Annotated in this window: 27 protein-coding genes and 1 tRNA gene; 20 read left to right on the top strand and 8 right to left on the bottom strand. The window is 57.1% G+C overall.

Annotated features, from left to right (window positions below; genetic code table 11):
- Positions 1 to 7: 7 nt before the first annotated feature.
- Positions 8 to 1,411, top strand: coding sequence for a replication factor C large subunit (locus tag BP07_RS00645; protein WP_042684356.1), 1,404 nt, complete (start codon positions 8 to 10; stop codon positions 1,409 to 1,411).
- A 239-nt stretch (positions 1,412 to 1,650) separates the two neighbouring features.
- On the opposite strand, the gene BP07_RS00640 is transcribed toward BP07_RS00645, so the two are convergent.
- Together BP07_RS00640 and BP07_RS00635 are read right to left on the bottom strand one after the other, a co-directional pair.
- On the bottom strand, positions 1,651 to 2,772 hold the full coding sequence (locus BP07_RS00640; RefSeq protein ID WP_042684355.1) for a pyridoxal phosphate-dependent aminotransferase: 1,122 nt from the start codon (positions 2,770 to 2,772) through the stop codon (positions 1,651 to 1,653).
- A 46-nt stretch (positions 2,773 to 2,818) separates the two neighbouring features.
- A complete protein-coding gene (locus BP07_RS00635; RefSeq protein ID WP_042684353.1) occupies positions 2,819 to 4,027 on the bottom strand; it encodes a TIGR00375 family protein in 1,209 nt (402 codons plus the stop codon).
- A gap of 146 nt (positions 4,028 to 4,173) precedes the next feature.
- On the opposite strand from BP07_RS00635, the gene BP07_RS00630 reads away from it, so the two are divergent.
- From BP07_RS00630 to nifB, 4 genes are all read left to right on the top strand, one after another.
- Positions 4,174 to 4,515, top strand: coding sequence for a ferredoxin-thioredoxin reductase catalytic domain-containing protein (locus tag BP07_RS00630; RefSeq protein WP_245597006.1), 342 nt, complete (start codon positions 4,174 to 4,176; stop codon positions 4,513 to 4,515).
- 5 nt (positions 4,516 to 4,520) lie between these two features.
- Complete coding sequence (locus tag BP07_RS00625) at positions 4,521 to 4,988, top strand: (Fe-S)-binding protein (protein WP_042684914.1); 468 nt, start codon at positions 4,521 to 4,523, stop codon at positions 4,986 to 4,988.
- Entirely contained in the window at positions 4,985 to 6,460 is a 1,476-nt protein-coding gene (gene pfkC / locus BP07_RS00620; protein ID WP_042684351.1) for an ADP-specific phosphofructokinase, read from the top strand. The genes BP07_RS00625 and pfkC overlap by 4 nt, the downstream gene beginning before the upstream one ends.
- 126 nt (positions 6,461 to 6,586) lie before the next feature.
- Positions 6,587 to 7,489, top strand: a complete 903-nt coding sequence (gene nifB, locus BP07_RS00615) for a nitrogenase cofactor biosynthesis protein NifB (RefSeq protein ID WP_042684347.1) — start codon at positions 6,587 to 6,589, stop codon at positions 7,487 to 7,489.
- Between the two features lie 76 nt (positions 7,490 to 7,565).
- Here nifB and BP07_RS00610 read toward each other — a convergent pair whose 3' ends face one another.
- The gene (locus tag BP07_RS00610; RefSeq protein WP_042684344.1) at positions 7,566 to 8,621 is read right to left on the bottom strand and encodes a M42 family metallopeptidase; all 1,056 of its coding nucleotides are present in this window, start codon (positions 8,619 to 8,621) and stop codon (positions 7,566 to 7,568) included.
- A 152-nt stretch (positions 8,622 to 8,773) separates the two neighbouring features.
- Between BP07_RS00610 and BP07_RS00605 the strand changes: the two genes are divergently transcribed.
- The 4 genes from BP07_RS00605 to BP07_RS08240 are packed head-to-tail and all read left to right on the top strand — an operon-like array spanning position 8,774 to position 10,382.
- On the top strand, positions 8,774 to 9,121 hold the full coding sequence (locus BP07_RS00605) for a hypothetical protein (RefSeq protein ID WP_157203011.1): 348 nt from the start codon (positions 8,774 to 8,776) through the stop codon (positions 9,119 to 9,121).
- A complete protein-coding gene (locus BP07_RS09190; protein ID WP_084174013.1) occupies positions 9,093 to 9,371 on the top strand; it encodes a zinc ribbon domain-containing protein in 279 nt (92 codons plus the stop codon). The genes BP07_RS00605 and BP07_RS09190 overlap by 29 nt, the downstream gene beginning before the upstream one ends.
- A 58-nt stretch (positions 9,372 to 9,429) precedes the next feature.
- Positions 9,430 to 9,906, top strand: coding sequence for a hypothetical protein (locus BP07_RS00600; protein ID WP_052353051.1), 477 nt, complete (start codon positions 9,430 to 9,432; stop codon positions 9,904 to 9,906).
- Positions 9,903 to 10,382 carry a DUF2240 family protein gene (locus BP07_RS08240; protein WP_169736221.1) on the top strand — a complete coding sequence of 160 codons (480 nt, stop codon included), beginning with the start codon at positions 9,903 to 9,905 and terminating at the stop codon, positions 10,380 to 10,382. Before BP07_RS00600 ends, BP07_RS08240 begins: the two co-directional genes overlap by 4 nt.
- On the opposite strand, the gene BP07_RS00590 is transcribed toward BP07_RS08240, so the two are convergent.
- Both BP07_RS00590 and cgi121 read right to left on the bottom strand, forming a co-directional pair.
- Positions 10,362 to 11,423, bottom strand: a complete 1,062-nt coding sequence (locus BP07_RS00590; protein WP_042684334.1) for an alkaline phosphatase family protein — start codon at positions 11,421 to 11,423, stop codon at positions 10,362 to 10,364. The two genes, BP07_RS08240 and BP07_RS00590, sit on opposite strands and share 21 nt — an antisense overlap.
- Positions 11,424 to 11,504: 81 nt before the next feature.
- Positions 11,505 to 12,017 carry a KEOPS complex subunit Cgi121 gene (gene cgi121, locus BP07_RS00585; RefSeq protein ID WP_052353049.1) on the bottom strand — a complete coding sequence of 171 codons (513 nt, stop codon included), beginning with the start codon at positions 12,015 to 12,017 and terminating at the stop codon, positions 11,505 to 11,507.
- Positions 12,018 to 12,097: 80 nt separating this feature from the next.
- Between cgi121 and BP07_RS00580 the strand changes: the two genes are divergently transcribed.
- Together BP07_RS00580 and BP07_RS00575 are read left to right on the top strand one after the other, a co-directional pair.
- The gene (locus tag BP07_RS00580; RefSeq protein ID WP_042684332.1) at positions 12,098 to 12,607 is read left to right on the top strand and encodes a 50S ribosomal protein L16; all 510 of its coding nucleotides are present in this window, start codon (positions 12,098 to 12,100) and stop codon (positions 12,605 to 12,607) included.
- A 9-nt stretch (positions 12,608 to 12,616) separates the two neighbouring features.
- Entirely contained in the window at positions 12,617 to 13,222 is a 606-nt protein-coding gene (locus BP07_RS00575) for a translation initiation factor IF-2 subunit beta (protein WP_042684329.1), read from the top strand.
- A 27-nt stretch (positions 13,223 to 13,249) separates the two neighbouring features.
- On the opposite strand, the gene BP07_RS00570 is transcribed toward BP07_RS00575, so the two are convergent.
- Complete coding sequence (locus BP07_RS00570) at positions 13,250 to 13,573, bottom strand: DUF211 domain-containing protein (protein WP_245597005.1); 324 nt, start codon at positions 13,571 to 13,573, stop codon at positions 13,250 to 13,252.
- 157 nt (positions 13,574 to 13,730) lie between these two features.
- Here BP07_RS00570 and BP07_RS00565 point away from each other — a divergent pair, with 157 nt between their 5' ends.
- From BP07_RS00565 to dapF, 6 genes are read left to right on the top strand one after another with little or no spacing between them, the layout of a single operon-like run.
- Positions 13,731 to 14,315, top strand: coding sequence for a CBS domain-containing protein (locus BP07_RS00565; RefSeq protein WP_338045878.1), 585 nt, complete (start codon positions 13,731 to 13,733; stop codon positions 14,313 to 14,315).
- Between the two features lie 4 nt (positions 14,316 to 14,319).
- Positions 14,320 to 15,450 (top strand): pyridoxal-phosphate-dependent aminotransferase family protein, encoded by a 1,131-nt coding sequence (locus tag BP07_RS00560; RefSeq protein ID WP_042684326.1) that lies wholly within the window; start codon positions 14,320 to 14,322, stop codon positions 15,448 to 15,450.
- Positions 15,451 to 15,458: 8 nt separating this feature from the next.
- On the top strand, positions 15,459 to 16,154 hold the full coding sequence (radB, locus tag BP07_RS00555; RefSeq protein ID WP_042684324.1) for a DNA repair and recombination protein RadB: 696 nt from the start codon (positions 15,459 to 15,461) through the stop codon (positions 16,152 to 16,154).
- 2 nt (positions 16,155 to 16,156) lie between these two features.
- Complete coding sequence (locus BP07_RS00550) at positions 16,157 to 17,194, top strand: methyltransferase domain-containing protein (protein ID WP_042684322.1); 1,038 nt, start codon at positions 16,157 to 16,159, stop codon at positions 17,192 to 17,194.
- A 4-nt stretch (positions 17,195 to 17,198) separates the two neighbouring features.
- On the top strand, positions 17,199 to 17,909 hold the full coding sequence (locus tag BP07_RS00545; protein ID WP_052353048.1) for a UPF0280 family protein: 711 nt from the start codon (positions 17,199 to 17,201) through the stop codon (positions 17,907 to 17,909).
- Between the two features lies 1 nt (position 17,910).
- Positions 17,911 to 18,738, top strand: coding sequence for a diaminopimelate epimerase (gene dapF, locus BP07_RS00540; RefSeq protein ID WP_042684319.1), 828 nt, complete (start codon positions 17,911 to 17,913; stop codon positions 18,736 to 18,738).
- Positions 18,739 to 18,786: 48 nt separating this feature from the next.
- Here dapF and BP07_RS00535 read toward each other — a convergent pair whose 3' ends face one another.
- Positions 18,787 to 20,637 (bottom strand): cation:proton antiporter domain-containing protein, encoded by a 1,851-nt coding sequence (locus BP07_RS00535; RefSeq protein ID WP_042684318.1) that lies wholly within the window; start codon positions 20,635 to 20,637, stop codon positions 18,787 to 18,789.
- A gap of 108 nt (positions 20,638 to 20,745) precedes the next feature.
- On the opposite strand from BP07_RS00535, the gene BP07_RS00530 reads away from it, so the two are divergent.
- The 3 genes from BP07_RS00530 (at position 20,746) to BP07_RS00520 (ending at position 22,405) form a co-directional block, all read left to right on the top strand.
- Positions 20,746 to 20,819 (top strand) — tRNA-Thr (locus tag BP07_RS00530).
- A 135-nt stretch (positions 20,820 to 20,954) separates the two neighbouring features.
- The gene (gene arsB / locus BP07_RS00525; protein WP_042684316.1) at positions 20,955 to 22,031 is read left to right on the top strand and encodes an ACR3 family arsenite efflux transporter; all 1,077 of its coding nucleotides are present in this window, start codon (positions 20,955 to 20,957) and stop codon (positions 22,029 to 22,031) included.
- Between the two features lie 59 nt (positions 22,032 to 22,090).
- On the top strand, positions 22,091 to 22,405 hold the full coding sequence (locus BP07_RS00520) for a rubredoxin-like domain-containing protein (protein WP_042684315.1): 315 nt from the start codon (positions 22,091 to 22,093) through the stop codon (positions 22,403 to 22,405).
- A gap of 1 nt (position 22,406) precedes the next feature.
- Here the strand turns inward: BP07_RS00520 and BP07_RS00515 are convergent, their stop codons facing one another.
- Positions 22,407 to 22,940: an ArsR/SmtB family transcription factor gene (locus BP07_RS00515; RefSeq protein WP_052353047.1), complete on the bottom strand. Its 534-nt coding sequence runs from the start codon at positions 22,938 to 22,940 to the stop codon at positions 22,407 to 22,409.
- Positions 22,941 to 22,954: the final 14 nt, after the last annotated feature.

Genomic DNA, 22,954 nt, shown 5'->3' with positions numbered 1-22,954 from the left:
CTTTACCATGAACTGGGCAGAGAAGTACCGCCCCACCACGCTCTCCAGTGTCGCTGGAAATCCAACGGCAAAGAAGCATCTGCTCGAGTGGGCAATGTCGTGGGAGCAGGGCAGACCCCTCTCGAGGGCTGTGCTGTGCTGTGGCAGGGCGGGTGTGGGCAAGACCTCTGCCGTCCTCTCCCTCGCTTCGGAGATGGGCTGGGAGGTGGTGGAGCTGAATGCCAGCGACCAGCGCACTGCAGAGGTCATCAGGCGGGTGGTGGGGCTGGCATCCAGAACCGCCACCCTCGACCCCAAGCTTGGGCGAAGGCTGATAGTGCTCGATGAGGCAGACAACGTGCATGGAAGGGCAGATGCTGGCGGTGCTGGTGCGATAGCCCGCGCCATAAGGGAGACGGCTCAGCCCGTAGCGCTGATTGCCAACGACTGTCAGGCTGTCCCCACCTCGATATCGAGCCAGTGTCTCAGGATTCAGTTCAAAAAGCCGAGCACCAAAGCCGTCCTCGAGGTGCTGAGGAGGGTGTGTGCCGCAGAGGGCATTCGGGCAGACGTGGAAGTGCTAAAGAGGATTGCAGAGGCGGCAGACGGCGACATAAGGGGTGCGATAAACGACCTTCAGGCATTGACAGAGGGGAGGAAGTCCATCACGCTGGATGACCTCCACATGGGCACGAGGGACGTAAAGAGCGATGTGTTCAAGGTGCTCAACCTCGTGTTCAAGGGCAGTGACCTGAGGGCTGCACAGGATGCCGCCTTCACGATTGACCAGTCCCCAGATGACCTCATCCACTGGATAGACGAGAACCTTCCAGATGCATATGCCCATCCAGACGAAATTGCGAGGGCGTATCGCTGGCTTTCGAGGGCGGACGTGTTTCTCGGAAGGGTCAGAAGAAGGCAGGACTATGGGATGTGGCGCTATGCCTCGGTGGACATGCTCGGCGGAGTAATGGTGGCAAAGCGGAGCCCCCCGCATCCCAAGCGGTATCGCTCTCCCACCTACTGGAGATTGCTGGGACGGCTGAAGAGGATGCGAGAGATGAGGGACAGGCTTGCCCACAAGATTGGAAGGTACACCCACACCTCGGGCAGCTATGTGAAGCGTGAGCTTTTGCCGTTTTTCAGGCTGCTGTGCGCCAGCGATGGGATGGCTGTGATGATGTGCGAGCAGCTCGAGCTCACACTCGATGAGACCACCTATCTGCTAGATGGGGATGCATCGAGGGCAGAGCGGGTGTACACCGAGGCCACGAGAAGAAGAAGGCAGCGCACCGAGGAGGTGATAGAGTACTTTGCGGGAATGGCGCCAGCAGAGCACGCCCCGGAGGGGGAAACACCCGTGTCCAAGGCAGAGCGAAAGCTCTCGCGGGACGATGAGCCCAAGGGGCAAAAGTCGCTGTTTGAGTTCTAAGCAGCTGTCGTCCAGCTTGGCTTTTTACAAAAGCCAGCAAAACAGCGCATTAAGCGGCTTTTTACAAAAGCCGGCAAAACAGCGCATTAAGGGGGATGGCACAGCCATCCCCCATTAATCCACTCACGTGCCAGCTTCGTTAAGCTGCAGCTGCCGTCCAGCTGGCATACAGCGCATTAAGGGCTACTGCTAAGTAGCCCATTAATCCACTCACGTGCCAGCTTCGTTAAGCTGTTGAGTTATGTGGCGAGTACATTCTCCATTATGTGCAGCCCCCTCTCCAGCCTGTCGATGGAGGTGGCATACGATATCCTGAGGTATGGGGTGCCGTATTTTCCGAACGCAGAGCCGGGAACGGTGATCACTTTGGCATCGAGCAGCTTCGCAGCAGCCTCATTGCCATCCATTCCAAGGGAGGTCATGTCGGGAAACGCATAGAAGGCGCCCTCTGGGGGCAAGCACCGCAGCCCCATTCTCTTGAGTGCCTCGAGCACCACCTCCCTTCGTCTCGCATACTCCGCCCTCATGCGTTCCACGCACTCCTGCGGTCCAGTGAGCGCTGCGAGTGCTGCCCACTGGGATATCGAAGGGGCGCACGCCTGCATGTACTGGTGAAGCTTGAGCATCTGCTCTATTGTCTCACTGGGGGCATGGGCATATCCTATGCGCCATCCAGTCATCGCGTATGTCTTGGAGGTGGCGTTCACGGTAATCACATTGTCGTACAGCGTTGCTGGAGAGATGTGCTCACCCTCGTAGAGGAAGTGCTCGTACACCTCGTCCGAGAGTATCGTGATGTCGTGCTCCTCCGCAACCTCGCACAGCGCTTTGACCTCGCCTCTTTTGAGCACCCTTCCCGTGGGGTTGGATGGGGAGTTGAGCACCAGCATCCTCGTCCTTTCGGTTATGTGCTCCTCCACCACCGATGCGTCCATCTTGAGCTCTCTCAGGGGCACGCCCACGGGCACGGCTCCCGCAAATGTGGCAAGCGCCCTGTAGGACACGAACCCCGGGTCTGGCACGAGCACCTCGTCCCCCTCCTCCAGCAGAGCCAGCATGGCAAGGCACAGCGCCTCGCTTGCTCCGCTGGTGATTATCACCTCGTCTGCCTTGGCTGCTATGCCGTTGTCCTCCCTGAGCTTTTTTGCCACGGCATCTCTCAGCTCTGGTATTCCAAGCCCATGGGTGTAGCCCGTGTGTCCATCTCGCAGAGCCTCGATGGCGGCGTTTTTGATGTGCTGTGGGGTGTCGAAGTCTGGCTGTCCCAGCCCGAGGTTTATCGCATCCGTGCCCGCAGCCTCGAACATCCTCCGTATCCCGGATATGTCTGTGTCCATCACGCGTTTTGCATATCTCTTCATGTGCTCACCTCTGAGCTCTTCATGTGCTCACCTCTGAGCAGCGCACTCAAAAGTCGAGCAGCGTTCGCTGTGGTGTGCTTTCGGAATTGAAGCCATCCTCTTCTGGAAGGGAGACCACGCCATACCTTCCCCCACCTCCCGGCTCTATGATGAGCTTGCCCTCTCGAAAGTGGCCAATCGCCCTTATCACCCGCTCGTCCACCCCCTCGAGACTGTCGAGCGGCACGTCTATCAGGGCTGCAATCTCCGAGCCAGCCTGCTCTATCAGCGAGAGCCAAATCTCTCTCACCGATGCAGTGTTCACACCCTTGCCAATGGCAAGCTTTACAACTTCTGCGAGCGGAATGGTGTGCACGTATGGAGGTCTGTGGGGTGGGTGATGGGGCACATCGTATGTGGCAAGCTCCCTCACCCTGTCTCTAACGCCCTTCTTTATGAGCCCTCCACACTCGCACCTCCATCCCCTTCCAATCGCCTCATCGAGGGCATACTGGCGGTAGCACCTTGTGCACGCCGTGCGGTTGTATTTTCCCTCCTCTGGAAAGAACCCCACGTTGAGCACTGGCTTTCTGCCCCCCCTTCTCAGAATCGCCTTTTTGAGCTCGTCGAACGTGATGTCCCTGACCTCAAAGCGGTTGAACTCGCGGGCGAACTTGTTGAGCCATGGGGAGTGGGCATCGGAGTTGGACAGAAACGTTAGCTCTGAGAGCTCGGATATCGTATCTGCATAGTCAGAGTCTGCGCTCAAGCCAAGCTCTAAAAACGCAACGTGCTTTGCCATGTCCTTGTAGCACTCCCTCAGGGAGTCGAAGTAGGCATACAGTGCCGTCCATGGGGTGAACGCATGGCATGGGCCCACGAGCCCATCTACCTCGATGGCGTGCTCAACCACCTCGTCCCCACTGAGCTGCAGCCTTGGTCTTCCGTCTGCATCGATGTCCCGGGAGAAGTGGTGTAATCGGTCGTGAAGCTCCTCTGCCTTGGCGGCATCTGGCAGTATGATGAGGTGGTGCACCCTGTGCCTGTCCTCCACCTCCACGGTGAGCACGAAGTGTGTGCCCTCGACCTCGAACACACCATCCGATGCCCCATGGGCTTTTGCCTCCTCGAGCCAGCGGGGATGAAGGCAGTCTCCCGTGCCCACGAGCTGTATCCCCTTCTTCTTCGCCTCTGAGGCAATTGCTTTCAGCTCCATGTGCCTTGAGGTGGCTGCAGAGTACTTGGAGTGTATGTGAAGGTCAGAGTTGATGTGCATAGGATATCTCCTTTGCATGGTGCTTGCGTGCCAGATGTGCCATCCAGCCCACAGGCACCCATGCCCACAAGTCGCATATCATTGCTTATAGCTGTTTTCTGTTGGTTGATTACTCTGCAATCAAATGTATGAAAGGCTTTTTACGCATGGACTTGCACATAGCCACAAGGTGCTCGTGCATGGAGGAGGACGATGCTCTCTTGGAGCTTGAAAAGACCCTCACCAATGAGGAGAAAAAGACCCTCCGCTTCGTGAGGGCGTATGCCAACAAGAGGGGATTTTTGCTCCAGCCCGACTTAGAGGTGCTGCGCACTGTGATAAAGGGTATGACGGAGAACAGGCTGAGGTTTGGAAAGCCCTACTGTCCCTGCAGGCTCAGGACTGGCAACGAGGAGGAGGACAGGAAGATAGTGTGCCCCTGCGTGTATCATGAGGAGGAGATAGAGCGGGATGGTCAGTGCCACTGCATGCTGTACCTGAAGGGGTGAGGCGAGTGGTCAGCGTGCTTGAGGTGTATGCGCTGCTTCCCAAGACCAACTGCAAGCGCTGTGGCGAGCCCACGTGCATGGCGTTCGCCACCGCTCTGCTCGCAAGAAAGCACACAATCGAGGAGTGTCCTCCCCTCCTCGAGGACAGCAGGTACGCCAAGAGCATCGAGAAGCTGCGCGCACTGATAGCGCCCGTGGAGGGCGTGCTCGAGACGGGATTTGTGATTCACAAGGAGCGCTGCTCTGGGTGTGGAAACTGTGTGGTGGCGTGTCCCGTGAACGTGGCAGAGGACCCAGAGGGCACGGCGAGGGGCAGGGCACCTAAGAATGAGCGCACCATCATAAGGGTGGTGGATGGCGTGGTGGTGGACGTGGATATCAGGCGGTGCAGGCGGTTTGGGCCCGAGAGGATACTGTGCAGTGCGTGCATAGACACCTGTGCATACAAGGCGATAGAGTTCGTGGGAATATGACAGGGGAATGGGAGAGGCTGTATGAGGAGGCGGTGCACGAGGCGTGTGCGAGACTCGACCGCCTGTATGGTGTGTTCGTGGCATACAATGCCAACGTGGATGCCATCAAGTTTCTGGACGAGAGGGACATCGAGAGAATGCTCACAGAGTTCGAGCCCAGTGCCCTTGTGAGAAGGATGAACGAGTATCCGAGGGCTGCAGATACGCCAATGGACCTTGTGGCAAGGCTGCTGATATCGATAGAGAAGGGCAAGGCTGCCGAGGTGCCCGTGTACAACATGCAGATGCAGCAGTGGCTCGAGGAAAAGCTCGGGGCAGATGAGCGGCGCATTGGTGGGCAGGCGGGAATAATCACCAACGTGCTCGCAAAGCTGAACATACCGAGTGTAATCACCTATGTGCCATGGCTCTCCAGAGGCGAGGCAGAGCTGTTCGAAAACGACAACCAGAACATCCTGTGTCCCGTGCTCAGGGAGGGTAAGATAGCCCTCGTGCCCCCCATCGAGGCGGCAACGCATGAGGTGGGCAAGACCAACTGGATACTGGAGTTCAAGAAGGGACTCACGCTCGATGTCGGAAAAAGAAGAATCGTGTGTCCGAGGGACAACAGGCTCATCCTGTCGTTTAGACCCTCATGGATACGCATCCACATGGATGAGGAGCTGTTCGCAAAGCTGGAGGACCTGTGTGCCCACATCGATGGTGCGCTGCTCTCCGGGTATCAGGTGATGATGAGCACGTATGAGGACGGCACCACCCACGAGAAGTATGTGGAGCAGTCCGTGAAGGTGATAGAGAAGCTAAAGCGCATATCGCCCCAGCTCAGGGTGCACGTGGAGTTCACGTCAATACAGGACAGGAACGTCAGGGAGACCCTGCTGAGGCGCATCATAAAGGCAAATGTGCACAGCCTCGGGCTGGACTCCGTGGAGGTTGCCAATGCCCTCAACGTGCTGGGCCATGAGGAGCTTGCCGCAAGCGTGCTTCGGAGGGAGTCCATAGAGCACCTGTTCGAGGGAGCACGAATACTGCAGAGCGAGCTCGACCTCGAGAGAATACACGTGCACGCCCTCGGGCTGTACATATGTGTGCTCAAGACCTCAGAGAGGCAACGGCTCGAGCTGGAGCGCACCGCCCTGCTGTTCGCCTCGGCGCTTGCAGCCTCAAGGGCGATGAAGGGCAGGATAGATACAAGGGAGGATGCCTACGAGGGTCTGAAGGTGCCCATCTCGAGCCATGGGCTTAAAGAAGTCAGAAGGCTGTCCACATATCTAAAGAGGTGCACCTCGTGTGGCGAGCTTCATACCGAGGGGCTGGCAGTGGGGGATGAGTTTTCGTGCGTGTGCATCCCCACCAAGGTGGTGGACGTCCCCGTGGCAACAGTGGGACTGGGCGACACAATCTCTGCCGCAGCGTTTGCGGTATCCATCGCAGGCGAGCACAGGAAGGCACCCTTCTGCAGGCTGGAGTGAGTTCCGTCAGGGAGGAGAGCACTCCATTTGGCGGCACCGACAGGCACCGACAGGCACCGACAGGCACCGACAGGCACCGACAGCTTGAAATAATGCGCACACTCTCGCTACATAGAGGTCTTTTTCATGGGCTCTGAGAAGTATCCCACGGCTGATGTAGAGGGAAGGAAGGTTCCATGGGATGCGGCACAGCTGAGAAAGATTCAGGAGCATCCGTGCTTTTCAGAAGAGGCGTGCCACCTCTTTGGGAGGATGCACCTTCCGGTGGCTCCAAAGTGCAACATCCAGTGCAACTACTGTGTGCGCAAGTTCGACTGTGTGAACGAGAGCCGTCCGGGGGTGACCAGCAGGGTGCTCACCCCGAAGGAGGCGCTGGAGCGCACGAGGGAGGTGCTCGCCAAGCATCCATACATAAAGGTGGTGGGGGTGGCGGGGCCCGGAGAGCCCCTGTTCAACGAGGAGACGTTCGAGACGCTTCGGCTCGTGAGGGATGAGTTCCCCAAGATTCACCTGTGCCTGTCCACCAACGGGCTTCTGCTTCCCGAGAGGATGGATGAGATTGACACCCTTGGCGTGGGCAACATCACCGTGACGCTAAATGCGGTGGACCCCGCCATTGGGGAGATGATATACTCGTGGGTGCACTATCATGGAAAAACGTACACGGGCAGAGAAGGTGCACAGATTCTGCTCGAAAACCAGCTCGAAGGGCTGAAGATGGCAGTGGAGAGGAAAATAATCGTGAAGGTGAACACCGTGCTCATACCCACCGTCAACGACCAGCACGTGGTGGAAATCTCCAGAACAATACGCGAGATTGGGGTGTACATGCAGAACATCATCCCCCTGATTCCCCAGTACAAGTTCTCCCACCTCTCACCGCCGAGCCCAGAGGAGAGGGACCGTATCCAGCGGGAGTGCGGAAAGTACGTCAAGCAGATGAAGCACTGCCGCCAGTGCCGTGCAGACGCCATCGGAAGGCTGGGAAAGGACGTGCAGGACTACCTGTTTCCCAGAGGGGATGAGTAGGGAGCCACCCGGATGAAGGGAATGGCTCTTATGAGGATGGGCGTGAGGATGGGCGTACCGCCCATCCCTTAGAAGCTTAGAAGTATTCACCCACACACTCAATCGCCCTTGCCAGCAGCCTCGAGGCATGCACTGCATCCTCGAGGTCCGCCACCTCGACTGGTGAGTGTATGTAGCGCACGGGAATGCCGATGCATCCCGTGGGTATCCCTCCTTTGGTGAGATGGATGGCGGTGGCGTCCGTGGTGCCGCCCTCGGAGACATCGAGCTGCACTGGAATGTCGTGTCTTTTCGCACACTCCCTGAGCCACCTTACCACCTTTGGGTGGGCTATGAGCCCCCTGCCAGAGGCGTCCACCAGCATGATGATGGGCCCCTTGCCAATCTCTACTGGAGCCTCCTTCTTCGTTATGCCCGGGTGGTCTCCGGGTATGGCAGTGTCCACCGCAAGCGCCACATCTGGCTCTATTTGATATGCCGAGGTCCTGGCACCCTTCAGCCCCACCTCCTCCTGCACAGTGCCCACGAGGTACAGGCGGGTGCTCACCCCCCACTCTGAGAGCAGCCTTAGGGCATACAGGGCACACGCCACCCCTATCCTGTTATCAAAGCACTTGCCAGTTATCCTGTTGCCCGCAAGCCTCACCACGTGCCTATCTGGGGTGATGGGCGTGCCCACGTGAATGCCCATCTCCTCCACCTCCTCGGCGCTCTTCGCACCCACGTCGATGAACATGTCCTCTGCCTTCACCACGCTCTTTCTCTCCTCCTCCTTCATCACATGGGGCGGCTTGGAGCCTATCACTCCATACACATCACCCTTGTCGGAGTGCACCACCACCCTCTGGTTCAGAAGTGTCTGGTCAAACCAGCCTCCAAGACGAGCAAACCGCAAGAACCCCTCGTCTTCTATGTGCTTCACCATGAGCCCTATCTCATCGATGTGGGCTGCCACCATCACCGATGGAGCTCCACTGCCCCTCGTGCATATCACGTTTCCCATGGCGTCCACACTCACGTCATCACAGTAGGGGCGTGCAAGCTCCATCACGATGTCTCTCACCGAGTCCTCGTAGCCTGACACCCCATGGGCGTTAGAAAGCCTCTCTACGATGTCGTACATCTCCTCCATGGTTAACACCACTTTCCTTCGTATGGGGTGTGTCTATAAAGATGTCGCTAAGAGTACCACCGTTTTCAAACGGTGGGTGAGCGTAGGGGAGGAGGGTGGGCACATTATTTATACTCAATCTAACATAGTATTAACTATGCGGGAGATATCGCTTGACTGGATTGGTGGATTTTTTGATGGTGAAGGTTATAGAGAGAATTAAAGAGGTTATTGGTGTTGGAAGGGTTCATGTAGATAGACATACAATTGAACTTAACATCCAGTCTATAGAAGATGTTAAAAAATTTATAGTGCTAATGAAAGATCATGTCATACTGAAGAAACCACATTTAGAAATCCTCCAAAAATACATCTCCATTGTGGAATCAAAAAACCATCTTAAACGAGAAGGATTTATAGAAATTTTAAAGTTAATAAAAGAACTCAGAAAAGTTAACAGGGTTGTTAGGGGTAATGAGAAACACGATATAGATGAAATCATCAGAAGTATGCGGGTGTAGAGGAGTAAGAAGAAAGAGGCTTTTCAGATGCAGCTGCGGACTGCAAGACCATGCAGACAGAGTCGCTTCAGTGAACATAGCTAAGAGAGGCTTGATATATCTGAAAGAAACTGTGTATCTGAAAGAAACTGTGCCACCCATCAAAAGACTTCCCGCTTTGAGGAAGGTGAGATGGGTGGCATCGGGGCTCGTGAACAGCCCGACCCCGGCCGTAGCGGCGTGTTTATCTGGGGGAAGCTCACCGTCTTGACGGTGAGTAGTTCACGTGGCAGGAGTATTTATTATCAATGGATACCAATATCAACCCGATGAGTTCCGGCAGGTTCGAGTATCCCGACTTTCCATCCCACGCCGACTTTGTGAAGCGCTACAGGTTTTACTCGGACCTCACTGGCTTTCTGCACGCCATGACAAGGCTGGATGGCACGTTCGACACCTTCATCACCGAGTCCCCTCACATGGATGGAAGGCTCATTCGGGCAAGGCGGGACATCTCGCTGAGGATATTCGATGCAAAAAGTGGGGGGTTCGTACACGTGGGGGAGCTCTCGGATTTTATGGAGAGAGATGTTTCCAGCATAGACCTCGAGCTTGCGCTGTCCTACAGCTATCTGAACGAGAGATATGACAGGGTGTCTTTCAAGGAGGACGTGTTCCTCCTGAGGGCAGACCTCGACATGGATGTGCTCACACTAAGGATATGTCTCGTGGATGGGCTTGGAAGGACGAGAGAGGACATGGTGGCTCAGATGGTGGTGGATGCCCTGAGGAGGCATTTGATATGAATATGAGTGAGATGAAGAACGTGATAGCCAGCGTGTTCAGAAAGGTGGGCAAGCCCTCGATGGGCGAGGGTGAGTTCGTGCTCGCCCTCTCGTTTGGATTTGGGTGGTGCTCCCCAGAAGCCGCCCGCAGGTTCATCCACAGCGCCGTCTCCATTGGGCTGATGACGAGAGAGGACGATGTGCTCGCTCCATCCTTTGATGTGCATGCCCACGAGCTTCCAGCGATGTACTCGCCATCGGCCGAGGTGTTCTCCTCACCACCAAAGAGGGACGTGCTCGGCGAGGTGCTGAGGCGCCTATCGGAGAGGATGGAGAGAGATGCTGTTCTCGAGGAGATAGAGCACACCCATGGGCAGCTCAAGGGGATGGTGCACAGGCAGGTGGTGGCGCTGCTGGTGGCAAAGAAGCACGGGGTGGACGTGGATGACCTGATAGACGAGTGCATGCACATGCTGCTAAAGCAGCCTTCTGAGTAGCACGATGCCCATGGCGTTGATTGCACCCACCATGGCTGCACCCACCCACACCCTCCATGCAGGAATGCGCTTGGGCTCTCTGAATTTCTCGAGCACGCTCCTTGAGGACACCACGTCGGCATACCTTGGCATCCGATGGATGCCGGCGAGCGTGAGAATGGCTGGAGCGATGTCCTGCTGTGCCCTTATGCTCTCCTGGGGCATTTCGTTCAGGTAGAGTATGCACGTGGTCGCCTCAGGGGTGGCCGCATAGTCAGATGACGCATGGCCACCCCTCGCCCTCTCGCTCCAGAACGCCATCCCATGGTCTGATGTGATTGCCAGCACGTACCCTCTGCGGGCACACTCACTAACCAGCGGCTCCAGCGCCCTTAGCGTATGCTCTATCGCTCCAACATAGGCGGTGAGGTTTCTCACATGGGCCGCATGGTCGCACGTCGCGATGTTTATCGTGAGCAAAAAGGGCTCCTTGGAGCTTTTCATCACGTCGAGAGCGCACCGCACGACCCATTCCTCGGTGCCATCGTATGTCAGCGCGTGCGCCTCCATCAACTCACCCACCTCACGTGCCAAGGGTGAGTACACCACGCGCACGTCCTCTGCCTTGAGCCCCTCTGCGAAGTACAATATGGCGTCCTGCTCTGCTATGACCTCGGAGGTGTCTCCCTGCTGCATGATGGCATACACACGGTATCCCTCTGACCTTGCGACATCGAATATGCTGGCATTTTCGAACCCCACCGTCTCTGGCTCTGCCAGCGAGCAGCCCGTGAACAGCACTGCATGGGACTGGGTGGTTTTTGGCACCATCGTGGGCACGGTATATGCGTGCATCTTTCCAAGGTAGCTCGGAACCTCTGCCTTTTTCAGCGGCTCTCCACTCAAGGAGTGGGGCGTGAGCCCGTCCATCACGTAATACGCCCCCACCCCATCCAGTATCACGAGCACAATGCTCTTGTGCTCCTGTGGGGAGAGGTCTTGTGCGACGGCGGGTGGAAAAGCCACAAGAAGAGCTATGGCAAGAGCGAGCGCGAGCCTCACGGATGGTTATTTCTGGTGATTGGTATAAATCTGTTTGGGCATTGCAAGGGCTACTGGAGGAAGTGAGAATCGAGTGGGTGCTCACTTCTCCACGTCGAGCAGCGCCACCCTCTCGAGCACGAGCTGGCACAGCCTCTCCTCGCCCACACAGGAGAGCTCCTCTTCAGGGATGTCGAAGAACTCGCACAGCACATCCCGCTTATCTGGCGAGCACTCCACCACACAATCGTCCCTTCTCAGAGAGAGCACCCTCTCCACCTTTTCAGAAAGCTCCAGTACATCCTCTGCCTCGATGAGCACCACTATGCTGCACGAGCCCTGCTTTATGCCCATCTCGAATGCCCTTTTGAGCTGTCTTGTGGCGGCGGCATACAGCATCACCTCGAGCCTGATGTCCTGCGAGATGTTCTCTTCTCGCTCAAATGCCCTTTTAGCCTTCTGAAGGGCAGAGAGCAGGTGCTCCTCTCCCGCCACATATCTGGCATCAAAGAGTTGCACGAGTCTTTCCCCAGCCACTGCCTCCACTCTTTTCAGCGTCTCGTCCACATCCACTATATTCGCAGTCCCGCCCATCACCATCGCATCGTGTGTCATCACTTCCCGGTAATGCCAACAGCTTTATAAGGTGATAGGGTATGGGATATCTCCATACGCTCGAATGATGGTGGAGAAATATGGCGAGAAAACCTGCGAGAATGTACAGAAGGCTTGAGCGCCCATACACGAGAAGGGAGTTCATGGGTGGCGTTCCAGGGCTCAAGATTGTCCACTTTGACATGGGCAACCCGAACGGTGACTTTTCCGTGGTGCTCGAGCTCAAGGTAAAGGAGAGCTGTCAGATAAGGGATAGAGCCCTCGAGGCTGCGAGGGTGATTGCCAACAAGCTCATGCTCTCCAGTGCTGGGAGGGCAAACTATCACCTGAAGCTCAACGTGTATCCCCACCATGTGATACGGGAGAATAAGCAGGCAACGGGTGCTGGTGCGGACAGGGTGTCCGATGGAATGCGAAAGGCGTTTGGAAAGCCCGTGGGCTCTGCCGCCCAGGTGCATGCAGGCCAGACTGTGTTTACGCTGAGGGTGAACCCACAGCACGTTGAGGCGGCTCGCAGGGCGCTGCAGAGGGCTGGACACAAGCTTCCATCTCCAGTGCGCATCGTGGCGCACGAGAAGGCAGTGGTATAGAGGGAGAACATGGACTATGAGAGCTACCTCGACAGGGCACTTAGCAAGCTTCCCAAGATAGGGGGCACAGATGAGCGGTTCACCGTTCCCAAGCCCCACGTGTTTGCAGAGGGCAAGACCACCGTGCTCGAGAACTTTGCCTCGATAGCGAGCACACTGAACCGAGACCCGGACCATCTCCTCAAGTACCTGCTCGGGGAGCTTGGAACTGCCGGCAAGACCGATGGCACGAGGGCGGTGTTTCAGGGCAACTTCTCCGGTGAGCTCATAGAGGAGCACATAAACGCCTATGTGCAGGAGTATGTGCTGTGCTCTGAGTGTGGCAAGCCAGACACCCATCTGGTGCGGGAGGAGCGCATACTCATGATCAAGTGCGATGCCTGTGGAGCCCACAGGTCTGTCAGGAAGAGAAAGGCTCCCCCCACTGTCAGCGCAAAGGCCATCCAGAGGGACAGCGAGGTCGAGGTCATGATTATGGATGTGGGCAGCAAGGGAGATGGCGTGGCAAAGCTCGACAGGTACACCATATTCGTCCCGGGCGCACGGAAAGGGGAAAAGCTCAAGGTGAGAATCAAGAAAGTGTCTGGCACGCTGGCGTTTGGGGAGAGGGTGTAGCTCACCCGTGTGGCTCACCCGTGTGGCTCACCTGTCCTGCAGGGTCTCCACGACCTCCACCAGCTTTGTGCCAGCTGCCACCTCGTCGATGCTGTGGACCACTGCCCCGAGCTCGTTGAGCGTTCTCTCCACTGCCGTGTAATCTATGGAGTTCCCCTCTATGGTAATCCTCACGTTCTCGGTCTCCTGATCCACCTCATAGAGGCTCAGGTTTACGCCGAGCACACCCTCGAGGCTTCCAAGGGCCTGTGCGAGGTCGAGAATACTTGGCTGATGGGGCTTTAGCACATCCAAAACCAGACGCCTGATGGTTGCAGGCGTTGGGGTCTTTAGCTCACGTCCCCTACCCACCTTTTTGACTGAGTCATCCTGGGTGTAAAATACCATGTTCGCTCACTTCTTTATTGTCGAGCAGGCATTTAATTCTTTCGAATTGTTGAATTGTTGATTGCTCCGTAAGCAACAGCTCGAAAACATTTAAAAGGCGTGGGCGCTCACTCTGTCATGTATGCTGAACATCCCCACCCCAGATGATATAAAGAAAAAGAGACGGGAGCTCAACCTCACCCAGGCTGACCTTGCCAAGCTGGCAGGCGTGAGCCAGCCATTAATAGCCCGCATAGAGGCAGGGGGCGTTGACCCGAGGCTGTCCACTCTCGGAAAGATCATAAGAGCCCTCAACGAAATTGAGGGAAAGAAGGCAATGGTGAGCGACATAATGCACACTCCCGTGGTGAGTGTGTCGAGGACTGACAGCGTTGCCAAGGCGATGGAGCTCATGGAGAAGTATGGGTTCTCCCAGCTTCCAGTGCTCGAGGATGGCAGGCCTGTGGGCAGCGTGTCGGTGGACGCGATATCGAGATGTATCATCGGGCATGAGAGCGAGGACATAAAGAATAAAAAGGTCGAGGAGCTGATGGAGGAGGTGTTTCCCAGTATCCCTCCCACCATGGAGGCTGAGTTCGCCTCCCATCTGCTGGAGGCGAGGGGTGCCGTGCTCGTGTACGATGAGGGAAAGGTGGTGGGAATACTGACAAAGCACGACCTGATGAAGTTAGCGTCAGAGCGCTGGGCTGAAAATGAGGAGGAGTAGAAGTATGGACGATACCTATCTGATGATACCGGGACCAGTGCCCGTGGCATCCCGTATCTTGAGGGCAATGGCAAAGCCCATGATAAGTCATAGGGGCAGCGAGTTCTCGAGGCTGTATGAGTACTGTGCCGAGGGGCTAAAGCCGCTGTTTGGCACGCAGAACGATGTGTACATCCTCAGTGGCACTGGAACGCTGGGCATGGAGGCGGCAGTGTCCAACTTCCTCGAGAAGGATGACGAGGTGGTGTGCCTCGTGAACGGCAAGTTTGGAGACCGCTTTTACAAAATCGCCCAGCGGTATGCTTCCCCGAGGCTGGTGGAGGTGGAATGGGGAAGCTCCTTTGATATCGAGAAGGTGGAGGAGGCCATCACACCCAACACCAAGGCCATCACGTTCGTGCACAACGAGACCTCCACAGGGGTGAAGAACCCAGCGAGGGAGATTGGGAGGATTGCACAGGAGCACGACTGCCTGCTCATAATGGATGGGATAACCTCGATTGGGGGGGACGATGTGCGCGTGGACGAGTGGGGGGTGGACGTGGCGGTGCTCGGCTCGCAGAAGTGCATTGGAATTCCGCCCGGGCTCTCGTTTGTGTCGGTCTCCGAGAGGGCATGGGAGCAGCTCTCCGATTTTAGACCTTTCTACTGCGATTTGGCGGCATACAGAAAGAGCCATGCCAAGCTCCAGACGCCCTACACTCCCGCACTCTCGCTGTTCTTCGCGCTCGAGGAGGCGCTGCACATCATAGAGGAGGAGGGGTTAGAGAGGCGCATCGAGAGGCACAGGAGGGCATCGAGCGCCATCCGTGCGGCAATGGACGCCCTTGGCATCGAGATGTTTCCCAGCATCGAGCCACCCAGCGCATACTCCAACACCGTGTGTGCGATGAAGATTCCAGAGGGCATTTCGGACAAGGAGCTTCGGGGAGGGCTTCAGCAGAGGGGCGTGTTTGTCTCTGGCGGGCAGGAGCACCTCAAGGGCAGGATATTCAGGCTTGGCACGATGGGCAACTTTACCTACCGTGAGGTGCTGGGGGCACTCTCCGTGCTCGAGCAGGTGCTCTATGCCCACGGACTGCTCTCGGAGATGGGAAGGGGCGTTGAGGCAGCATCCAAGGTGATAGAGGAGTAGCTTTTACGATGGAAGAGGAGCGCATAACCGCCACCGTGCCGAGGCTCAGGACAGGGTGTGAGCCCCTCGATAGCCTCTTGGGCGGGGGCTTTGAGAGGGGAGTGGTGAGTCAGGTGTATGGGGGGGCTGGGAGTGGCAAGACCAACGTGTGCCTCCAGACGATGGTGAATGCAGCCCTCGATGGTGACAGGGTGATTTACATCGACACCGAGGGCTTCTCCATGGAGAGGCTTGCCCAGATAGCAAAGGAGCGGCTCTCGCAGGTGGCGGGCAGGGTGGTGGTATACGAGCCCCTCGACTTTTCAGACCAGAGCGAGAGGATAAGGCAGGTGGAGCGGGCAGCCTCTCAGATGGAAGAGCTCTCCCTCATCATACTGGACTCTGCCACCTCGTTCTACAGGCTGTGCACCGATGAATACTCAGAGATAGAAAGGCGCAGGGAGCTGGCAGTGCAGCTGTCCATACTGCAGAGGCTGGCGAGAACTCACATGCTCGCAGTGCTCATCACAAATCAGGTGTACACAGATGTTGCCACTGGTGAGCTGTGCCCCATTGGAGGGGTGGCAATCGAGCACATCTCCAAGGCGGTCATCAGGCTGGACAAGCTCGAGGGCGCCAGGAGAAGGGCGACCATCGTCAAGCACAGGTCCCGCCCAGAGGGCGAGCTGTGCGAGTTCACAATCACACATGATGGCATACAGTAGCGATGCTGGTGGCATTTGAGCTCTCGGGCGAGCATCCAGAGCTCCCTGCTGCAGAGGCACTTGCGAGCTTGAGGGCGCTTGGCATTCCTCACGAGCGGATGCTCCACACCGATGGGCTGCTCGTGGTTGAGGTCGATGCTCCACCAGCGGTGCTGCGCACGCTCGCATCGAGGCTTGCCCTCTCGAGATGTGTGCTGCTCGTGCTCTCCATGTCCATGGGCCCTGAAAGCACCTTTTTCAGCATGCTACGCGAGCTCGATGGAGAGGACATCGGAGAGAGCTTCTGTGTGCGGGCGCGCGGCATTGGAGGGGTGAGAATCAACAGCGAGCACGTGGAGAGAACGGTGGGTGCCATCGTTCGCCAGCACACCGGAAGGCGGGTATCGCTCTCCCATCCAGACACGGTGCTTCGCGCGCTCGTGGGGAGGGATGTGCGGGTGCTCGGCAGGGTCGTCTCACACACTGCCAGAAGGATGCTGCTTGGGGAAAGACCTCATGAGCGGCCGTTCTTTCATCCGGGTGTGATGCTTCCCGTGCTGGCAAGGGCAGTCGTCAACCTGACCGAGACCCGTGAGGGCGGAAGGCTGCTCGACCCCTTCTGCGGTACAGGGGGTCTGCTCATAGAGGCGGCAAGGGTGGGGTGCGTGTCCGTGGGAGGGGATGCCCAAGCTCGCATGGTGAGGGGAGCGAGGATGAACCTCAGAAGCCTCGGGCTCGATGCCCAGCTGCTCGAGCTCGATGCCACATGCCTTCCCTTTTCCGATGGAACCATGGATGGGGCTGCATGCGACCCTCCATACGGCAGGTCGGCAAGACGAATGGGCAGCAGCGATGAGGCACTCTATGGTGGCTCGCTGATGGAGCTTGCGAGGGTGCTGCGAGGGGATGCAAGGGCGGTGGTGGTGTATGCCCAAAATCTCTATAAGGGGGAGCCCATACCAGAAATGGCACAGAGGGCGGGCTTTGATGTGGAGAGGTGCTTTGTGATGAGGGTGCACAGGAGCCTCACACGGTGCATCCTCGTGCTGCACAGGAAGTGAGCCGATGTACATCAGGCACACGTTCAGACTGAAGCAGACATCTGTGAGCATCCTCGCAAGGGAGAGAGAGCACATAGCTGTGGCGATATCTGCCATAGTGCACCACAGAGGAGAGCTCGAGGGGTACATCCAGCGGCACCCGTTCTTTGCCATCACCCTCGAGCCCTGTGATGTGGAGAGGGATGCTCCCGAGGTGGTGCACAGGATGGCAGAGGCTGGATGGCACATGGGGGTGGGTCCAATGGCTGCGGTGGCGGGCACCATTGCCTCCTTAGCAGCTGAGGCGATGAGGGATGAGGGGGCAACGCTCGCCGTGGTGGACAACGGGGGGGACATTGCCCTCATCGCCGACGAGCCGCTGTGCATTGGGATATATGCTGGCACCTCTGCCGTCGAGGGGTTTGCGTTCGAGCTTCAGCCCACGAGCCGCGTGCTGGGGATATGCACGTCCTCTGGAACGCTGGGGCACTCCATCAGCTTTGGCATGGCTGATGCGGCAACGGTGCTCGCTCACGACGTGTCCATCGCCGATGCCGCAGCCACGAGGCTGGGCAACGAGGTGGTGGGTGAGCTCTCGGACGAGGTGTTTGACCCCCTGAGAGGTAAGCGTATCAGTGGGGCGATGGTGATAAAGGGCGACAGGGTGGCGATGTTTGGCAGTCTTCCCCGCATCGTGAGGGCAACTGTGGACCCAGAGCTCATAACGAGGGGTTGAGATGTTCGAGGGTGTGTGCTTCGAGAAGGTGCACGGCAACGGAAACGACTTTGTGGTCATAGATGAGATGGAGCGCTCTGTGGTGCCCGAGGAGCAAAAGCCCCAGTTCGCCTCCATCTACTGTGATAGGAGGATGGGCATAGGGGCAGATGGCATCCTGTTCATTCAGCCCTCCAGTATGGCACACTTCAGGATGAGGCTCTTTCAGCAGGACGGCTCGGAGGCAGAGATGTGTGGAAACGGGCTGCGCTGTGCGGTGCTGTGTGCGTATGAGCATGGATATATCTCTGGGGAGAGCTGTGCCGTGGAGACGGGCGCTGGCATAAGGCACGTGAGCTTTAGAGAGCACGATGGAGAGTTCCTCGTGAGGGTGAACATGGGCACTCCCGAGTTCTCCTGTGAGCGGGTGCCCGTGCTGTTTTCCAAGCGTGAGATGCTCGACGAGCTGCTCGAGGGGGAGAGGGTGTGCGCCCTGAACACGGGCGTGCCCCATGCGGTGGTGTTCGTGGAGAATCTCGATTTCGACATAGAGAGGAGGGCGAGACCCATCCGCTGGAGCAGCGCCTTTCCAGAGGGCACCAACGTGAACTTTGCCCTCGTGGAGGGCAGCACCCTCAGGGTGAGGACGTTCGAGAGGGGCGTGGAGGCAGAAACGCTAAGCTGCGGCACGGGCTCGGTGGCGTGTGCGGCAGCCGCGAGGCGCACGGGAAGGGTGCACTCTGACGAGATACGTGTCATCACGAAGGGCGGCACGCTCACGGTGTCGTTTGAGCCAGATGGTGTGTACATGGAGGGTCCAGCCAGAAGAGTGTTTTCAGGGATGATATAGCTATATAGGAGGCGAGTAGGAGGCGAGCCCCTAAGCGTGATGATTAAGCTATCCTATGAGCGCTGCCGCCTCTCGCACATTTCTGCCCTTTCCTATGAGTGTGATGTAGTCGCCCTCCTTTAGCACAAAGTCGCCTTTGGGAACATATGACTCCTCCCCCCTCTTCACGAGAATCACGAGGCACTCATCGAGCGCGAGCTCCCTTATGGGCTTGTCAAACAGTTCTGGATTGCTCAACCTGCGCTCGACTATATCCAGCTCCATCGAGACCTCGGTGGAGAGGAGGTCGGGCCTGTCTATCAGGTTCTCAATCGTTATCACGGTGGAGAGGGCAGGGCTCATCGCCCTCACGCCCATGTCCTTGAATGCCTTGAGGTTCTCGGGGTTGTTCACACGGGCCACTATCCTGTCCCCATCCAGTCCGAATTTGCTCTTGGCGAGCTGGCACACCAGTAGGTTGGTGTTGTCCAGATTGGTGGTCACTATCAGGTACTTTGCCCTCTGGATGCCCGCCTTCTTGAGCACCCTCACCTCGGCGGCATCCCCGTGAACCGCCTCCGCACCCAGCTGCTTTGCGATGCGGCAGTTCTCCTCCTCTGAATCTATCACCACCACCCGTTCTCCCCGCTTGACAAACCTCTCGGCGAGTATCCTTCCAATCGAGCCCCCACCCACTATGCACATCTCCATCGAGACCATCCCCATCCTCGATGCTGCGAGCCTTGTGAACACGCTCGCAAACACCACGGTGAATATCACGGTGAGAAACACCATTCCCACCATGATGGAGGTGGCCATTGGGTTGTTCGTGAGCCTCATGGCAAAGTACACCGCCATGGAGGTTGGAACCACGCCCCTTGGCCCTGTGAGCGATATGAACAGGCTCTCTTTTAAGCTTAACTCGTGGGAGGCATACGTGGAGGTGAGCACTGCGATGGGCCGAATCACGAACATCAGCATGAGCACCACCACGACCCCTCTCCATCCGATTACCACGAGGTGCTCGGGTCTGAAGTAGGCAGCCAACAGGATGAATATCACCGCAATCAGGATTACCGTGAGGTCTTCCTTGAACTCCCTGATGCTCTCCTTGTGATGCACATCCACGCTTCTCACCAGCGTGCACGTGCTCACCCCCACCATCAGCCCGCACGATGCCACTGCCAGAAGCCCAGAGGAGCTTGCCAGAAGGTCGGAGATGGTGTACAGCATGAATATGAAGGCAAGCGTGAACAGCTTTGCTGTCTGCTTTTTGAGGCTCTCGCTGGAGAGCACGTACCTGAGCACCAGACCACCCGCAACACCGATGCCAAGTCCACTCAGCAACCTGAAAATGAGGGAGAATAGCCCTCCATGCAACCCGCTCTCAAACAGCACCCACTCAAACACAGTGGCAGCGAGGATTATGCTGATGGCATCGTTGAACACCCCCTCAAACTCCAGCAGCTTGGCAACTCTGTGCTTTATGTGACTCTGGCGCACGAGGGGTGTGATTACCGTGGGGCCAGTGGCGGTGAGTATGGAGCCGAGCAGGGCAGAGATGGGCCAGCTGAGCTGAGCCACGTAGTGGGCTGTTAGTGTGAAGCCCACAAACGTTATGAGGGAGCCGAGCCCCACGAGCAGCAGCATACCCCTTGAGAGTGCCCCAAGTGCCCCAATGTTGATGTTGATGCTTCCCTCGAACACTATTATGACCACGGCGATGGCTACAATGGCCCTGATACCCTCTCCAAACAGCTCTGGCCTCACGAAGTTGAACCCAGCTGGACCTGCGAGGATGCCGATGAGCAGCAGTATCAGGATACTGGGAATCCTCGTCAACCTTCCAAACACCTGTGCTCCCATACCCACGACGAGAATGAGCGTCAGAGCGGCGATGTAGTAGGTCTCAAGGTCCATGCAAACCCCCGGGAGCTAATAGCCATTATTTACGCCCGGTTTTTAAATGTGTTGATATCGAATCGTTAAGCTAATATCCAAGTGCGTTGCAACTATGTGCCACCCGATGCCTCGGTAGCTCAGCTCGGCAGAGCGAGTGACTTGTAATCACTAGGTCGGGGGTTCAAATCCCCCCCGAGGCTTGCGCATTCATTCTTCAAACAATGTTGTTTGTGCCAAGGCACGAATTCAGGGGCGCTCCCTGTCCTACTCAACGATATGGTTAAATAATACTTTCTTAATATGAACAGATGCTAATAAGTTAGGATGTGAGCACCATGGCAGAGGAGCGAAGGCTTGGGATTTGGGGCAGGTATCTCACGGTGTGGGTGGCGCTGTGCATTCTGGCGGGAATTGCCCTCGGGCAGGCGTTTCCAGAGTTTTTCCATGCGCTGGCGGGCTTTGAGGTGGCCCACATCTCCGTGCCCATAGCAGTCTGCCTGTTCTGGATGATATACCCCATAATGGTGCAGATCAGCTTTGAGGATGTGAAGCGGGCAGCCACCTCTCCGAGACCCATAGGCGCCACGCTCTTCATGAACTGGGCGATAAAGCCCTTCACGATGGCTTTCTTTGCATGGCTTTTCCTCGCAGTGGTGTTCGGTGGCTTTCTTGGGCCAGAGGAGATTGCCCAGTACAGGGCAGGGTTAATTCTCCTGGGCGTTGCCCCCTGCACGGCGATGGTGCTCGTGTGGAGCTATCTTGCGGAGGGCAACATGGCACACACCCTGGTGATGACTGCGATAAACTCCCTCACCATGGTGGTGCTGTATGCGCCGCTCGCTGCGCTGCTGCTCGGGATATCGGGCATCGTGGTGCCATGGGAAACCATTGCCCTTGCGGTGCTGGTGTACATCGTGACACCTCTGATTGCTGGCTGGCTCACAAGACATCATGCCATCAGGAAAAAGGGCACTGAGTGGTTCGAGACGAAGCTCGTGCCAAAGCTCTCCACACTCTCCATCATCGCCCTTCTCATCACTCTCGTGGTGCTCTTCAGCTTTCAGGGAGACAAGATCGTGCAGCTGCCCCTAATAATCGGCATGATAACGGTGCCCATATTCGTGAACATCATCGTGGTGTTTGTGCTGGCGTATGTGCTCTCGAAGGCTGTGGGACTGGGATACGAGGATGCTGCCCCCACTGCCATCATAGCGGGCAGCAACCACTTTGAGGTGGCGATTGCCGTTGCCACCACTCTATTCGGTGTGGCGAGTGGAGCAGCCCTTGCCACCGTCGTGGGGGTGCTCACAGAGGTGCCCATTATGCTGTTTCTGGTGTACCTGTGCAGGCGCACGAGGGGATTCTTTTCCACAACACGCACTCCTGTGGGGACGCCCACCCCCGACAAATGAGAATGTGAATGCACTGAAAAAGCTATTAAGTGGCAGTACACACTATGTGGGGATGCCCAATGGTGGAGTGGATTTGCACATCGTGTGGACACATCGTGCAGGCGGAAGAGATGCCCACGGTGTGTGAGGAGTGCGGGGAGGAGCACACCTACGAAAGGGTGGAGAAGCTCGACTGGAGAGAGAGCTGTGATGACGAGTTCTCTCCGAAGGAAGGAGGGAAGATGGATATCAGGTGGAGGTGTGCCAACTGTGGATACACCTACAGGGGTGAGGCTCCCCTGGACACGTGTCCCAGCTGCGGGGGCATATGCACCATCGTGAACGACACAGACTACACGCCGGATAGGGACTTCGATAGCGTCCAGAAGTATTAGCTCACGCATCCATCGGCGCATCAAGTGGGTGGCTGGAGTGCTCGCCTTTTTGAGACTCTTCCACCCTCAGCGCATTCTTCAGGCTTCTGAGCCTGCGCATGAGCCTGCACCTCTTCAAAAACAGCTCATACCTTTGCCTGTTGAGCTCCTCCATATAGTCGTGGAGGCGTCTTAGCTCCTCCTCTGGGTTCAACACCTGCTCCACTCCTCCATCGAGAGAGGGCGTGTCCTCCAGCTCGTACATCTCTGCCTCGAACAGGCTTGGCCCAAAGGAGATGTTGATGAGAAAGTGCCTCACTGGACGGTAGTACAGCCGTGGTGGCCCAGAGCTGCTCTTCTCGAAGTACGACTCCACCAGCCCGGCTTGCTCGAGCACCTTTAGGTGCTTGGACACCGCCTGCTGGCTCACCCTGAGCTCCTTGGAGAGCTGAAGGGGGTATATCTCCTCCTGTGCGAGCTTGGTCAGGATGTGTCTTCTGATGGGGTTTTCCACCAGCTTTAGCAGTGTGTCCAGCGTGAGCTCCTCCTCTGCCATAGGCATCCCTCTTT

The organism is Methermicoccus shengliensis DSM 18856 (genome assembly GCF_000711905.1).
Classification (GTDB): domain Archaea; phylum Halobacteriota; class Methanosarcinia; order DSM-18856; family Methermicoccaceae; genus Methermicoccus; species Methermicoccus shengliensis.
This window is presented reverse-complemented; position numbering and strand designations above follow the sequence as displayed.

Coding starts and splice junctions, on each gene's coding strand:
- BP07_RS00645 (WP_042684356.1), top strand. CDS start 8: ATGAACTGGGCAGAGAAGTACCGCCCCACCACGCTCTCCAGTGTCGCT.
- BP07_RS00640 (WP_042684355.1), bottom strand. CDS start 2,772: ATGAAGAGATATGCAAAACGCGTGATGGACACAGACATATCCGGGATA.
- BP07_RS00635 (WP_042684353.1), bottom strand. CDS start 4,027: ATGCACATCAACTCTGACCTTCACATACACTCCAAGTACTCTGCAGCC.
- BP07_RS00630 (WP_245597006.1), top strand. CDS start 4,174: ATGGACTTGCACATAGCCACAAGGTGCTCGTGCATGGAGGAGGACGAT.
- pfkC (WP_042684351.1), top strand. CDS start 4,985: ATGACAGGGGAATGGGAGAGGCTGTATGAGGAGGCGGTGCACGAGGCG.
- nifB (WP_042684347.1), top strand. CDS start 6,587: ATGGGCTCTGAGAAGTATCCCACGGCTGATGTAGAGGGAAGGAAGGTT.
- BP07_RS00610 (WP_042684344.1), bottom strand. CDS start 8,621: ATGGAGGAGATGTACGACATCGTAGAGAGGCTTTCTAACGCCCATGGG.
- BP07_RS09190 (WP_084174013.1), top strand. CDS start 9,093: ATGAAATCATCAGAAGTATGCGGGTGTAGAGGAGTAAGAAGAAAGAGG.
- BP07_RS00600 (WP_052353051.1), top strand. CDS start 9,430: ATGAGTTCCGGCAGGTTCGAGTATCCCGACTTTCCATCCCACGCCGAC.
- BP07_RS08240 (WP_169736221.1), top strand. CDS start 9,903: ATGAATATGAGTGAGATGAAGAACGTGATAGCCAGCGTGTTCAGAAAG.
- cgi121 (WP_052353049.1), bottom strand. CDS start 12,017: ATGACACACGATGCGATGGTGATGGGCGGGACTGCGAATATAGTGGAT.
- BP07_RS00580 (WP_042684332.1), top strand. CDS start 12,098: ATGGCGAGAAAACCTGCGAGAATGTACAGAAGGCTTGAGCGCCCATAC.
- BP07_RS00575 (WP_042684329.1), top strand. CDS start 12,617: ATGGACTATGAGAGCTACCTCGACAGGGCACTTAGCAAGCTTCCCAAG.
- BP07_RS00565 (WP_338045878.1), top strand. CDS start 13,731: ATGCTGAACATCCCCACCCCAGATGATATAAAGAAAAAGAGACGGGAG.
- BP07_RS00560 (WP_042684326.1), top strand. CDS start 14,320: ATGGACGATACCTATCTGATGATACCGGGACCAGTGCCCGTGGCATCC.
- radB (WP_042684324.1), top strand. CDS start 15,459: ATGGAAGAGGAGCGCATAACCGCCACCGTGCCGAGGCTCAGGACAGGG.
- BP07_RS00550 (WP_042684322.1), top strand. CDS start 16,157: ATGCTGGTGGCATTTGAGCTCTCGGGCGAGCATCCAGAGCTCCCTGCT.
- BP07_RS00545 (WP_052353048.1), top strand. CDS start 17,199: ATGTACATCAGGCACACGTTCAGACTGAAGCAGACATCTGTGAGCATC.
- dapF (WP_042684319.1), top strand. CDS start 17,911: ATGTTCGAGGGTGTGTGCTTCGAGAAGGTGCACGGCAACGGAAACGAC.
- BP07_RS00535 (WP_042684318.1), bottom strand. CDS start 20,637: ATGGACCTTGAGACCTACTACATCGCCGCTCTGACGCTCATTCTCGTC.
- arsB (WP_042684316.1), top strand. CDS start 20,955: ATGGCAGAGGAGCGAAGGCTTGGGATTTGGGGCAGGTATCTCACGGTG.
- BP07_RS00520 (WP_042684315.1), top strand. CDS start 22,091: ATGGTGGAGTGGATTTGCACATCGTGTGGACACATCGTGCAGGCGGAA.
- BP07_RS00515 (WP_052353047.1), bottom strand. CDS start 22,940: ATGGCAGAGGAGGAGCTCACGCTGGACACACTGCTAAAGCTGGTGGAA.